The sequence below is a fragment of the Azospirillum lipoferum 4B genome (assembly GCF_000283655.1).
Lineage (GTDB): Bacteria > Pseudomonadota > Alphaproteobacteria > Azospirillales > Azospirillaceae > Azospirillum > Azospirillum lipoferum_C.
Map to the genome: position 1 here is coordinate 142,211 of NC_016622.1, position 12,807 is coordinate 155,017.

Consider the following 12,807-nt stretch of genomic DNA (forward strand, 5'->3'; position numbering starts at 1 on the left):
TTCGGAATGGGCGGATGCGGCGCGCCTGGACGGTGGAGGCGTCAGGCTGCGTCGATCGCGTCCGCGGGTTCGTAGTGGTGGTAGACCATGGTCGTGGTGTGCACGCCGGGGACGGCGTTCAGCTGGGCGATGCGGTCCACCACCTCGGCGGCGCTGGCGGTGACCAGCGTCACGACGGCCTTGCCGTTCTCCGATGCGCACCACTCCAGCCCGGCGACGGCGTTCGCCGCCTCGCGCACCGCCTCGGTACGGTCGGGGCTGTGCTGGATGACGAGGCTGGAGATGTGGACTTCGGGGGCGCGGGGCATGTCGGAAGACTCAGTGGGTGAGGAGCTGGTACATCCAGATCGAGAAGCCGTAGGCCGACACGGAGCCGATGGCGATCAGCGGCCAGACCAGGAAGGCCAGCCACAGGAACATCAGTCCCTCGGCCCGGCGGGTCGGAGCCGGATCGGACTCGGTCGCGATCCGATCGGACGGATGGGACAGGACGGGGGAACTGGTGGGCCTCATGGCTGCACTCTCGGTCGGTGCGGGAACGGATGATCGGCCGGTACCAAAGACTGGTCCTTAGGTATCGGTTTTCGGCCCTTAGTATCGATACTTTCGGGCGGTCTGGAATTGACACAGGTCAAGCGGGGCTATTCACGCCTGTGACGGAATGGCGCGGCGGACCCAGCCGTCGCGCCGTACAGGCGTTTCGCTGCGGAGCGCGGTAGACTGGAGCCGGGCCTTGCGGGAAGGGCCTGAGGCTTTGGTTTGAGACGGGATGGCCATGGATTTGCTGCGCTCCTACTGGTCGCCGGCCGAGCTGGTGACCAACGGGCTGATTCTTCTGCATCTGTTGGGAGCGTTGGCGGTCGGGCTGCTGCTGGGCTACGAGCGCAGCTATCACGGGCGGGCGGCGGGGATGCGGACCTATGGGCTGGTCTGCCTGGCGTCGGCCGCGCTGACGGTGGTCAACGCCTATCCCGCCATGTGGTTCGGCGGCATGTGGCTTCAGGGCGGGGCGCAGAGCGCCGCCGGGGTTGGGGACCCGACGCGGGTGATCCAGGGCATCGTGACCGGCATCGGATTCCTCGGCGCCGGCGTGATCATGCGCGAGGGGCTGTCGATCCGCGGCCTGTCCACCGCGGCGTCGATCTGGGCGACGTCGGCCATCGGCATCATCATCGGGCTCGGCTTCTACGCCGTCGCCATCGCCGCCGCGCTGCTGACCATCCTGGTGATGAGCCTGCTGCGGCCGATCGAGCGGCTGCTGCCGCACCGTTCGGTGATCCATCTGACGCTGGTCTTTCCCCGCGACAAGGCGCCGCCGCCGGACGAGCTGCGGGCGCAGGTGGTCCGTCATGGGTTCGAGGTGGTCGACTGGGCCTTCCACCTCGCCAATGGCAGCGGCCAGTTCGAATGCCAGCTGGTTCTGCAGGGCAAGGGCGACCTCGACCCGATGACGCTGGTCACCGCGCTCGCCGCCACCGACGCTTTGGTGGAGTTCAAGCTTTCTCCCTCTCGTATCTGACGCGGCCGGAGGGTGGCTGGGATGGAATGCATACGTGCTTAATCTTTTCCTAAAACTTTAGCTTTATCGAAACCTCACGATGACCAAGGATGCGACGAACGGTGACGTGAGCGGCAGGTGGATGGAATGCCGGTGCGGCAGCCTGCCGGCCATCCGCATCCGCATCCTGGCGGGGCGCCGTCCGTCCGGCCTTGCGCCCGCTCTTCTGCGTATCCTGCTGGGCGCGACCCTGCTTTGGCTCTGCGCCTTGTGCGCTGCGTCCGCGGCGGAGCCGCCGGAGCCGCTGCGGCTGGAGGCGTCCACCGGAGGCGCCACGCTGGCCGGCCATTTCACCCGGCTGGTCGATCCCGAGCGCAAGCTGGACTTCGCCGACATCCTGAAGGCCGACGCCGCCGGAGGCATGGAGCGGCTCAGCGATTTCCGCGGCGCCGGCCAGACCCGCGACATCCATTGGTACCGTTTCGATTTGCTGCGCGCACCCGGCGCCCCGGCGGACTGGATCCTGGAGATGGGCGAGGCCTATATCGACCATCTCGACCTGTTCATTCCCAGATCGATGGAACCGAAAACGGCAGCGGCGGACGGACGGCCGCAAAGTCCGGACGCCTACCGGCTGGTCCGGCTGGGCGACTTCGTTCCCTTCAGCCAGCGGCCGTTGAAGACGCGGTTGCACGCCGTGAAACTGACCCTGCCGGAAGGGCGGGCGGTTTCGCTCTATCTGCGCGTCGATTCCATCAGCGCCATCCGTCTGTCGGCCCAGATGTGGACACCGGCCGCCTATGTCGGCCACCAGACGACGGACCTGCTGTTCCAGGGGCTGTTCCTCGGCGTTCTGGGCATCCTGACGCTGGGCTATGTCGCGCTGGGGCTGCTTCTGCGCGACGGGGCACTGCTGGCCTATACCGGCTATGTCGCCACCGTCCTCTGCTATTACCTGTTCGCCAACGGCATCGCCGCCGTCCTGCTGCCGGACATGCCGGGATGGGCGATCAACATGATGGTGGGCAGCAGCGGCTTCCTGGGTTTCGCCGCGGCGCTGACCATGTGGGTCCATATCCTGGATCTGCGGAACCGGGCGCCGTGGCTGCGCCGCTGTTACCAGGGGCTGGCGCTGCTGTCCCTGCTGATGCTGCCGACGACGGTGTCGCCGCTCTATGCCCTGACCAACCCGGTGGTGACGCTGTCGGCGCTGGTCGTGGTGGTGATCGCGCTGGTGCTGACCGCGCGCATGGCCTGGCTGAACCCCGGCGATCTCAGCCCGCGCTTCTATCTGGCCAGCACGCTGGTCTCGCTGGGCGGGCTGCTGCTGACGCAGATGTCACTGCGCGGCGTGTTGCCGGCCGACTTCGCCATCGCCGATCCCTATCAGATATCGTCCATGCTGGCGGTGCTGGTGTTGGGCGTCGGTCTGGCCCTGCGCATCGGCCGCCTGCAGTCGGAGCGGCTGCGCGCCCGCGAGGAATCGGCCTTCGCCACCAAGCGGGCGGAGGAGCAGCGCACCTTCGTCGCCATGCTGTCGCACGAGTTCCGCACCCCGCTCGCCTCCATCGACAGCGCGGCGCAGATGATCGAGCTGTCCGGGGCGGTCACGGCGCCGGCGGCGCTGACCCGGCTGGAGCGCATCCGCAACACCACCCGCAAGATGGTCGAACTGGTGGAGCTGTTCCTGTCCTCCGACGCGCTGGACCAGGGGGCGCTGGCGCTGAAGCCGGAAGCGGTGGCGCTGGGCCAGTTGATGGAGGAGGCGCTGGGCGGCCTGAGGGGAACGGAGGCGGAGGACCGGCTGGCGGTGACGGTGGAGATGCCGGACCGCCCGCTGCTGGTCGACGCGCCCTTCCTGGGGGTGGCGATCGGCAATCTCGTGCAGAACGCGCTGCGCTACTCGCCCCCGGAGGCACCGGTGCGGGTGACGGCCGGCCAGGATGCCGGGGAAATCGTCATCCGTGTCGCCGATCGCGGACCCGGCATGAGCCCTGACGAGGTGGAGCGGATCGGCTCGATCTATTTCCGCGCCTCCTCCTCGCGCGGGACCAAGGGCACCGGGCTGGGGCTCTATATGGCGAAGAAGATCGTCGCCGCCCATGGCGGCACCCTGACCGTGGATAGCACGCATGAGGACGGATCCGTCTTCACCATCAGATTGCCGCCATCGGTGTCATAGAGTGTGATCGCTTCAAGCGGAATCGCTTGAAGCGTGAATCACACGGAAAACCATAAGCTTAGAGTCTGTCTGGTGCTTCAATAAGCACCAGACGGACTCTAATCCGTGCAGCGCCGGCCCGCTGCGCCCGATCCTGCGCCTTTCGACTGGATGCTTCATACCGTAAGCTTAGGCGGAGACGATGGAGGGGCCGAGCAGCATCGTGACTGGCAACCGATGGATGGTGCGGGCGGGGGGCCGGCTTGCCGTGGCATTCCGGTTCCTGCGGCTGGCTGCGCTGGCCCTGTGCCTGCCGGCCGTATTCGTGCCGGCGACGGCCTGGGCACAGGCCTGGGCGCAGGCACAACAGCCGGCGGCGGTGCAGACCGCCGAGCCGCTGCGGCTGACGGCCTCGACCGACAGGGCCACCCTTGCCGGGCATTTTGCCCGGCTGATCGACCGCGACCACAGTCTGGGTTTCGGCGACGTGCTGCGGGCCGATGCCGAGGGCCGTTTCGAACCGCAGACGATCTTCCGCGGCGCCGGTCAGACCCCCGATGTCCATTGGTACCGGTTCGACCTGTTGCGCGAGCGCGGCGCGCCGGCCGGCTGGATCCTGGAACTGGGCGAGGCCTATATCGACCGGCTCGACCTGTATGTGCCCGATCCGGCCCTGTCCGGCGACGCGGCGGGCTACAGCCTCGTCCGCATGGGCGACTTCGTGCCGTTCAGCGAGCGCCCGCTGAAGACAAGGCTGCATGCCACGCAGCTGACCCTGCCTGAGGACAAGCCGATCTCCCTCTATCTTCGCGTCGAGTCGGTCAGTTCCATCACGCTGCGGGCGTCGGTCTATGCCGTGCCGGCCTATGCCGGCTTCCAGATGACGAACCTGCTGTTCCAGGGGCTGTTCTTCGGCGTGCTGGCGATCCTGACGCTGGGCTATGTCGCGCTGGGGCTGCTTCTGCGCGACGGGGCGCTGCTGGCCTTCACCGCCTATGTCGCGAGCGTCTTCACCTTCTATCTCTTTTCGACCGGGGTGGCGGCGGTGCTGCTGCCCGACATGCCGGGCTGGCTGCAGAATCTGGTGGTCGGCAGCAGCGCCTTCCTCGGCATCGCCGCGGCGGTGTCGATGTGGGACCGCATCCTCGACCTGCGGGTCCATTATCCGCGCCTGCACCGGATTTACGCGGTCATCCGCTGGCTGGCGATCCTGTCGGTCCCGACGGCGGTGTCATGGACCTATTCGATCACCAATCCGCTGCTCCTGCTGCTTGCCACGCTTTCGACATTGGTCGGGGCAATCCTGTCGATCCGGCAGGCGGTCAGGAATCCCGCCGACACCAGCGCGCGCTACTATGCCGCCAGCGGCCTGACGGCGATTTCCGGCAACACGCTGACCCAGTTCGTCGTGCGCGGCAGCCTGCCGACCGACCTGCTGTTCGCCGACCCCTATCAGATCGCCGTCCTTGCCACGATGCTGTGCCTGGGCTCCGGTCTGGCGCTGCGCATCCGTGCCCTGCAGGTGGAGCGGGTGCGGGCGCAGGAGGAATCGGCCTTCGCCACCAAGCGGGCGGAGGAGCAGCGCACCTTCGTCGCCATGCTGTCGCACGAGTTCCGCACCCCGCTCGCCGCCATCCAGGGGGCGGCGCAGATGATCGAACTGTCGGGAGACGTGCAGACGCCGTCGATGCAGTCGCGCGTCCGCCGCATCGTGGAAACCACCCGGCGCATGTCCGATCTGGTGGAGCTGTTCCTGTCGGCCGATGCGCTGGACCAGGGGGCGCTGGCGCTGAAACCGGAAACGGTGCCGCTCGACATGCTGATGGACGAGGCGCTGGATGGGCTGACCGGGGCCGACGGCGAATCGCGGCTGGTCGTGACGGTCGAGACGCCCGAGGGATTGCTGCGGGTCGACGTGCCGTTCCTGGGGGTGGCGGTCGCCAATCTGGTGCGCAACGCGCTGCGCTATTCCCAGCCCGGCACGCCGGTGCGGGTGGCGGCGGGTCTGTCGGGGCGCGATCTGGTCATCCGTGTCGCCGACCAGGGCCGCGGCATGACGCCGGAGGAGGTGGAGCGGATCGGCTCCATCTATTTCCGCGCATCTTCCTCGAAAGGCACGAAGGGGTCGGGGCTGGGGCTTTACATGACGCAGCGGATCGCCGCCGCCCATGGCGGCACCCTGGCGGTGGAAAGCGCGCCGGGCGTCGGTTCCGTCTTCACCATCCGGCTGCCGGGTGTCGGAGAGCCGGAAACCGCCGGGGCGGGGAAGGGCGTGGAGGCCGGCCCGCCGGCCGGACGGCTGCCGGTTCAGTAGAGCGACTGCGGGATCCGCTCCGCCAGCGAACGGTCGTAGGCGTCGCCGCCCTCGCGCCCGGCGCTGGCCTCCGCCAGCAGCGACCCCACCGACGGCAGGCTGGCACGCGGCACCTGCGCCGCCGGATCCCACAGGCGGGAGCGCAGCAGGGCGCGGGCGCACTGGAAGAACACCGTCTCGATGGAGACGACCAGCACCGATTTCGGCGCCTTGCCGTCGACGGCGAAGCTGTCGCACAGCGCAGGGTCGGTGTCGATCACCGCGCGGCCGTTGACGCGCAGAGTCTCGTTCAGCCCCGGCACCAGGAACAACAGCCCGACGCGCGGGTCGGCCAGGATGTTGCGCAGGCTGTCGATGCGGTTGTTGCCGCGGCGGTCGGGGATCAGCAAGGTGCGGTCGTCGGCCACCCGGACGAAGCCCGGCTCGTCGCCGCGCGGCGAGGCATCCAGCCCGCCCGGCCCGCCGGTGGCGAGAACGAAGAAGGGCGACGCTTCGATCAGCGCGCGGTAGCCGGGGGTCAGCGCCGGCACCTCCTTGGCGATGGAGGCGGCGACCGCGTCGCCATAAAGGGATTCCAGCGTGGCGAGATCGGTGACGGGGCGGCTCATTTCGGCTCCAGCAGGAAATAGACGAAGTCGATGGAGGGAGCCTCCAGTCCGAACTGGCTCAGCAGGCCGTGCGCCTGCCCGCGATGGTGGGTCTGGTGGTTGAAGACGTGGGTCAGCACCTGGGCGAAGGGCAGCTCGTGGGGCGTGCCGGCCATGCTGCGGTAGGAGAGGACCGACTCGAACCGCTCATCCGCGGTGGCGGCCAGCACGCGCAGGATGCGCTCGTCCTCCGCCTCGCGGGCGGCGCGCAAGTCCGCGAAGTCGTCGAACAGGATCTCGTCGAGCGACGACGGCTTCGGCCCGGCCCCTTCGATCCGCTCCAGCCACACCCGGTCGGCGACCAGGATGTGGTTCAGCGTGCCGCGGACCGAGCGGAAGAAGGCGCCGCGGTCCTCGCGGAACTGCGCGTCGGACAGCTGCGACGCGACTTCGTAAAGGCGGCGGTTGGCCCAGCTGTTGTAGCGGGCGAGGGTCTCGAAATGCGGCTTGGGGTCCATGGGGGGCCTTTGGCGTTGAGTACATGCCCTCTCCCGTCCCGGGAGAGGGAGGGGACCCGCGCCGAAGGCGTGGGGAGGGTGAGGGGGAGGGCAAGAATCCCGAACCGCATGGCTTCGTGCCTCACCCCTCACCCTTCCCATGCTCCGCATGGGCCCCTTCCCTCTCCCGGGGCGGGAGAGGGAGGATTGGTCACACGCCTGCGCGCTTGGCCGACAGGCCGGCGTGGGACAGCAGGACTTCGCGCTTGCCCTGGTGGTTGGCCGGGCCGACGACGCGTTCGGTCTCCATCCGCTCGACCAGGCGGGCGGCGCGGTTGTAGCCGATCTGCAGCTGGCGCTGGATGAAGCTGACCGACACCTTGCCCTCGCGCACCACGAGGTTGACCGCCTGCATGTAGAGGTCGTCGCCGGTCGCGCCCGAACCGCCCTCCTCGTCCTCCACCGCGGCGGCTTCCTCCTCCTCCTCGGTGATGGCGGTGACGTAGTTGGGGGCGCCCTGCGCCTTGACGTACTGGACGATCTCCTCGACCTCCGAATCGGAGACGAAGGGGCCGTGGACGCGGGTGATGCGGCCGCCGCCCTGCATGTAGAGCATGTCGCCCTGGCCCAGCAGCTGCTCCGCCCCGGCTTCGCCCAGGATGGTGCGGCTGTCGATCTTGCTGGTGACCTGGAAGCTGATGCGGGTCGGGAAGTTGGCCTTGATCGTGCCGGTGATGACGTCGACCGAGGGGCGCTGCGTCGCCATGATCAGGTGGATACCGGCGGCGCGGGCCATCTGGGCGAGGCGCTGGATCGCCGCCTCGATCTCCTTGCCGGCGACCAGCATCAGGTCGGCCATCTCGTCGACGATGACGACGATGTAGGGCAGCGGCGTCGGCTCCGACGGAGTCAGGTCGAAGACATTCTCCGGCTCGCCCGGCGCCGGGGCGCGGCGCGGCATCTTCTCGCCGGCGGCGATCATCTCCGCCATGCGGGCGTTGTAGCCCTCGATGTTGCGCACGCCCAGCTTGGACATCGCCTCGTAGCGGCTTTCCATCTCGCGCACGGCCCAGCGCAGCGCCACCACCGCCTTCTTGGGATCGGTGACGACGGGGGTCAGCAGATGCGGGATGCCGTCATAGACCGACAGCTCCAGCATCTTGGGATCGACCATGATGAAGCGGCAGCGCTCCGGCGGCAGCCGGTAGAGCAGCGACAGGATCATCGTGTTGATCGCCACCGACTTGCCCGAACCGGTGGTGCCGGCGACCAGCAGATGCGGCATGCGGGCGAGGTCGGCCACCACCGGCTCGCCGCTGATGTCCTTGCCGAGCGCGATGGCGAGCTGGGCCGTGGTGTTGCGGAAGGCGTCGTGGTCGAAGCTTTCGCGCAAGTAAACCATCTCGCGCACCGGGTTCGGCAGCTCGACGCCGATGACGCTGCGGCCGGGGACGATGGCGATGCGGGCGGTCACCACGCTCATCGAACGGGCGATGTCGTCGGTCAGGTTGATGACGGTGGCCGACTTGGTGCCGGGCGCCGGCTCGAACTCGTAGAGGGTGACGACCGGGCCGGGACGCACGTCCATGATCTCGCCGCGGACGCGGAAGTTCTTCAGGACGGTTTCCAGCATCCGGGCGTTGCGGGCCAGCACCGATTCGTCATGCTGCTGCACCGGGCGCGGCGGCGGGGTCTGCAGAAGCGAGACGGTCGGCAGCGAATAGACCGCAGGATAGTCCACCGGGCCGGTGGCGGTGGGCGCGGCCTGCGGTGCGGCAGGCGCGGGCGCGCGGGGGCTTGCCGCGTCCGGCGCCGGCGCAGCCTCGCACGGGGGCGCGGCAGGCGAGGCGGCGGGCGAATCGGCCTCCGCCGGGTCGCGCGCCTCATAGGCCCATTCGACGCCGGAGAGGAAGGCGAAACCGGCGACCACCGCCAGCGCCTCGTCCGACAGGTTGGTGGAATAGACGGTGCCGGCGCGCGGGGTGCCGGGCAGAACCTCCACATCCCACATCACGCGGCCGTCGGGGCGCGGGTTGGGGACGAGGTTGAAGGGGCGGCCGTTCAGCGCGCACCACAGATTGAACTCGTCGGCGGTCACCACGCCCGCCTGGGTGGGCGGGGCGGCGAGATGCGGCATACGCGGAGTCATGCCGAGGCTCCCGGCTTCTGAACGGTGAGGGGGACTGGACCGGAGGAGGAGCCTCCTGGCAGAGGCGGGCGCGCCGCCAACTCACGCGGCGTCATCTCGTAGGCGGCGACCAGCAGCTTGTCGATGCCGACTCCGTCGCTGGACATCGGCAGCACCAGACGTTCGAAGCTGCGGCTGCGGCCGCCGAAGACGGCGGTGTGGACACGGGCGACGGGCAGCCGTTCGCGGCGCACCGTCTCGTATTCCGGCTGCAGCACCGCGCGCTGCTCCGGCGGCAGATCGTCCAGCGTGGCGCCCAGGCGCGACTGGCCGAAGGCCGCGACCAGCGCCTTTCCATAATAGGAATAGACGAAGGTGCCGGATTCCTCCCCGATCACCTCGAACACGACGATGTTGTCCTTCCACGGCCGCAGGTCGGCCGGGGAGATGCTGCTGGGGACCGGCGGCCGGCCGGCGACGGATTTGGTGAGCCAGAATTCGAGCAGGCCGCTGAGGGACGGCGTCGCCAGCTCGGTTCTTTCCTTGGTCATGACAATCGCAGCTGGACGGGCGGCGCTCCCGCGGGGGTAACGCCGCCGGAGCTTTCAAGAGCCGCCGGAACCATACCCGCAAGGGCCGGTTCGGCGCAACCGCAAGGGCCAGGCCCGGCGGGTGCGCCGAAATCCGGCTTTTACCCGCCGGCTTTTACCCGCGCTTCATCACGCGGCGCAGGTGACGCCCGTGCCGCCCAGCCCGCAATAGCCGTTGGGATTCTTGGCGAGATACTGCTGGTGGTAGGCTTCGGCGAAGTAGAAGGGCGGCGCCTCGCGGATCTCGGTGGTGATCGGGCCGTAGCCGGCCTGGGCCAGCCGCTCCTGATAGGCGGCAAGCGTCGCCTCCGCCGCCGCCGTCTGGGCGGGGCTGTGGGTGTAGACGGCCGAGCGGTACTGGGTGCCGACATCGTTGCCCTGGCGCATGCCCTGGGTCGGGTCGTGCGATTCCCAGAAGACGCGCAGCAGGTCCTCGGCCGTCACCATGGCCGGGTCATAGACGACGCGCACCGCCTCGGTGTGGCCGGTGCGGCCGGAGCAGACCTCCTCATAGGTCGGGTTCGGGGTGTAGCCGCCCTGATAGCCGACGGCGGTCACCCAGACGCCGGGAACCTGCCAGAACTTGCGCTCCGCCCCCCAGAAACAGCCGAGCCCGAGGTCGATGACCTCCAGTCCGGGCGGGTAGGGTGGGGCGAGGCGGTGGCCGTTGACGTGATGCTTGTCGGGCACCGGAACGGGTTGGCTGCGGCCGGGCAGCGCCTCCTCCGGCGTCGGCAGCGTCGGCGGCTTGCGCATGAAATGCCCCAGCATGGTCGGGTCTCCCATCAGTAGCGATCCGTTGGAGGAACCCCTTATGTCGGGTCACGGCCCGGCCGCGGCAAGATGGCGCAGGGGTGGCTGTCCGCGCCTGTCCGTCGGTTTTCGGGGACCTTCGGGCGTTTCCCTGTGTTTGACCCTGTGAGCCAGGAGGAACTTGAGAAAGGAGAGTCATCATGGCGAGCACCACCGACGACCGCGTCGTCGAATCGCTGATCGACCTTGGCCGCCGCAACGGCAACCGCCTGAGCGCCGAGGCGCTGGGCAGCGTCCTGCCCGTGGACACGATGACGCCGGAGGAAACCGCCGCGGTGATCGAGCGGGTCGAAGCGGCCGGGGTGGAGGTCGAACTGGACGATTCCCGCCTGATGCAGGGCCGTCCCAACCCGGCGCTGGCCCGGCAGGGTGGCGACTACCGCCGCGGCGACGGCGTGGTGGACATGGCGAGCCCGGCCGCACCGGCGGTCTCGGCTCCGGGTGCCGTGCCGTCGCGCCATGGCTGGGCCGACGACATCGGGAGCGGTCACGGCGGCCACCACCACGCCGCGCCGACCTGGACGCGCGACGGCGTCGAGCTGCTGCCGCTGGCGTCGGTCGCCGCGGTGGCGGTGTTGCTGATCCTGATGCTCGGGTAAGGGCGCCGTCAGCCTGCCGCCAGGGCGTGGATGAGGATGGCGGCGGTGGCGGCGACGTTCAGCGACTGGACGCGCCCGCTGCCGGGAATGGTCAGCACCGCCTCGCAGGCCGCCAGCGTGGCCGGCGGGATGCCATCCTCCTCGTTGCCCAGGATGACGGCGGGCGGTTTTGTGTTCCGGTTGCCGCGCCAGCCGGTCAGCGCGCCGGCATCGACGGTCGGGCGGCTCTGGTCCAGCGCCGTGCCGAACACCCGGTGGCTGGTGCGCAGCCGCTTCAGCAGGGCGGGCAATGCTGGGGCGCGTTCCAGCGTCACCCACTCGAACCCGCCCTCCGCCACGCGATAGGCGGCCTCCGACGGCAGGGCCTGGCCGGGATGGTCGGAAACCAGCACGCGCGGCAGGCCGAAGAAGGCGGCGGTGCGCAGGATGGCGCCCAGATTGTGCGGGTTGCCGACCCCGTCCAGGATCAGCAGCGGCTCGCCCGCGCGGCGGGCGACCTCCGGATCGAACAGCGGCACGCTGCGCGGCGCCATCAGCGCCACCACCCCGCCATGCAGGACGGTGCCGGCGACCTTCGCCAACTCCTCGCCCTCCACCATGCGGTAGGGCTTGCGGGCGGCGGCCATCGCCTTGCAGAAGGCCCCGACCGCCGGTTTCAGCCGCTCGTCGAAGAACAGGCGCTCGACCCGCTCCGGCTCATGGGCGAACAGGGCGGAGACGGCGGCCAGCCCGGCGACGCGGAACAGCTTGCGCTGCTCGGTGGGCTCCGGGGCGGCGGACGGAGCGGAGGGGGTGGCGGTCCTGGCGTGGTGGGGGCGGGTGCGGCTGGGATGGGGCGGGCGCCCGCGCGGAGGCATGAAGGTCCTGTCTGTCTGAAATAAGGTGGCGGGTTACAGCAGCTTCACCACCAGGAAGCCGCCGATCAGCGCCACCGCGAACACGCTGGTGACGAGCGTCAGCCGCTTCTCGATGAAGGCGCGGATCGGCGGGCCGAAGAAGTACAGCAGGGCCGCGACCAGATAGAAGCGCATCGACCGCGAGATGATCGAGGCGCCGATGAACACCCACAGCGGCAGATGGGCCACGCCGGCGGTGATGGTCAGCAGCTTGTAGGGGATGGGCGTCATGCCCTTGATGATCAGGATCTCCGCCCCGTAATCGACGAAGGTCTGGCGCAGCTGCTCGAACTTGTCGGTCAGGTGGTAGAAATCGATGACCCAGCGGCCGATGGTCTCGTACAGGAAATAGCCGATCATGTAGCCGGCGATGCCGCCGACCACCGAAGCCAGCGTGCAGATCGTCGCCAGCTTCCACGCCGCCTTGCGGTTGGCGATGACCATCGGCACCAGCAGCAGGTCCGGCGGCAGCGGGAAGAAGGAGCTTTCGGCGAAGGACACCCCGGCCAGCCATTTGGTCGAATCCTTCGACGCGGCCTTGGCCATGGTCCAGTCGTAAAGACGCTTCAGCATGAATTGGACTGCCCTTCGTCGCTGCCGTTGCGGTGCGCCATAAAGCGCCGGTGGCTCCTTTTAGGCGGGAGCGTGCCGGTGCGCCAGTGCCCAATTCGATCGCCCCCGGACGGATGGGACCCATCCGGAGGCGTTAGCCCGGTCATGCGGA

13 protein-coding genes are annotated in these 12,807 nt (G+C 69.0%); 4 read left to right on the forward strand and 9 right to left on the reverse strand.

The annotated features are described in order from the left end of the window. Positions 1-41: 41 nt before the first annotated feature. Both AZOLI_RS00630 and AZOLI_RS00635 read right to left on the reverse strand, forming a co-directional pair. Entirely contained in the window at positions 42-308 is a 267-nt protein-coding gene (locus AZOLI_RS00630; protein ID WP_014246630.1) for a chaperone NapD, read from the reverse strand. Between the two features lie 10 nt (positions 309-318). Beyond that, positions 319-513, reverse strand: coding sequence for a periplasmic nitrate reductase, NapE protein (locus tag AZOLI_RS00635; protein WP_014246631.1), 195 nt, complete (start codon positions 511-513; stop codon positions 319-321). Between the two features lie 262 nt (positions 514-775). Here AZOLI_RS00635 and AZOLI_RS00640 point away from each other — a divergent pair, with 262 nt between their 5' ends. The 3 genes from AZOLI_RS00640 to AZOLI_RS00650 all read left to right on the forward strand — a co-directional run bounded on the left by AZOLI_RS00640 (position 776) and on the right by AZOLI_RS00650 (position 5,973). Next, positions 776-1,519: an MgtC/SapB family protein gene (locus AZOLI_RS00640; protein WP_014246632.1), complete on the forward strand. Its 744-nt coding sequence runs from the start codon at positions 776-778 to the stop codon at positions 1,517-1,519. Positions 1,520-1,598: 79 nt separating this feature from the next. Beyond that, on the forward strand, positions 1,599-3,680 hold the full coding sequence (locus tag AZOLI_RS00645) for a sensor histidine kinase (protein WP_014246633.1): 2,082 nt from the start codon (positions 1,599-1,601) through the stop codon (positions 3,678-3,680). A 202-nt stretch (positions 3,681-3,882) separates the two neighbouring features. Continuing rightward, the gene (locus AZOLI_RS00650; RefSeq protein ID WP_244442496.1) at positions 3,883-5,973 is read left to right on the forward strand and encodes a sensor histidine kinase; all 2,091 of its coding nucleotides are present in this window, start codon (positions 3,883-3,885) and stop codon (positions 5,971-5,973) included. Here AZOLI_RS00650 and AZOLI_RS00655 read toward each other — a convergent pair. The 5 genes from AZOLI_RS00655 to msrA form a co-directional block, all read right to left on the reverse strand. Beyond that, a complete protein-coding gene (locus AZOLI_RS00655) occupies positions 5,967-6,581 on the reverse strand; it encodes a pyridoxamine 5'-phosphate oxidase family protein (protein ID WP_014246636.1) in 615 nt (204 codons plus the stop codon). The two genes, AZOLI_RS00650 and AZOLI_RS00655, sit on opposite strands and share 7 nt — an antisense overlap. After that, positions 6,578-7,078, reverse strand: a complete 501-nt coding sequence (locus AZOLI_RS00660) for a DinB family protein (protein ID WP_014246637.1) — start codon at positions 7,076-7,078, stop codon at positions 6,578-6,580. The genes AZOLI_RS00655 and AZOLI_RS00660 overlap by 4 nt, the downstream gene beginning before the upstream one ends. 190 nt (positions 7,079-7,268) lie before the next feature. Then, the gene (locus AZOLI_RS00665; RefSeq protein WP_014246638.1) at positions 7,269-9,206 is read right to left on the reverse strand and encodes a DNA translocase FtsK; all 1,938 of its coding nucleotides are present in this window, start codon (positions 9,204-9,206) and stop codon (positions 7,269-7,271) included. Next, positions 9,203-9,736, reverse strand: a complete 534-nt coding sequence (locus tag AZOLI_RS00670; RefSeq protein WP_014246639.1) for a PAS domain-containing protein — start codon at positions 9,734-9,736, stop codon at positions 9,203-9,205. The genes AZOLI_RS00665 and AZOLI_RS00670 overlap by 4 nt, the downstream gene beginning before the upstream one ends. A gap of 168 nt (positions 9,737-9,904) precedes the next feature. Continuing rightward, complete coding sequence (gene msrA, locus AZOLI_RS00675) at positions 9,905-10,546, reverse strand: peptide-methionine (S)-S-oxide reductase MsrA (protein WP_014246640.1); 642 nt, start codon at positions 10,544-10,546, stop codon at positions 9,905-9,907. A gap of 182 nt (positions 10,547-10,728) precedes the next feature. On the opposite strand from msrA, the gene AZOLI_RS00680 reads away from it, so the two are divergent. Next, a complete protein-coding gene (locus AZOLI_RS00680) occupies positions 10,729-11,187 on the forward strand; it encodes a hypothetical protein (RefSeq protein ID WP_014246641.1) in 459 nt (152 codons plus the stop codon). Between the two features lie 8 nt (positions 11,188-11,195). Here AZOLI_RS00680 and AZOLI_RS00685 read toward each other — a convergent pair whose 3' ends face one another. Both AZOLI_RS00685 and AZOLI_RS00690 read right to left on the reverse strand, forming a co-directional pair. Further along, positions 11,196-12,044: a TrmH family RNA methyltransferase gene (locus tag AZOLI_RS00685; RefSeq protein WP_014246642.1), complete on the reverse strand. Its 849-nt coding sequence runs from the start codon at positions 12,042-12,044 to the stop codon at positions 11,196-11,198. Between the two features lie 33 nt (positions 12,045-12,077). After that, positions 12,078-12,656, reverse strand: coding sequence for a YqaA family protein (locus AZOLI_RS00690; protein WP_014246643.1), 579 nt, complete (start codon positions 12,654-12,656; stop codon positions 12,078-12,080). Positions 12,657-12,807 lie beyond the last annotated feature (151 nt).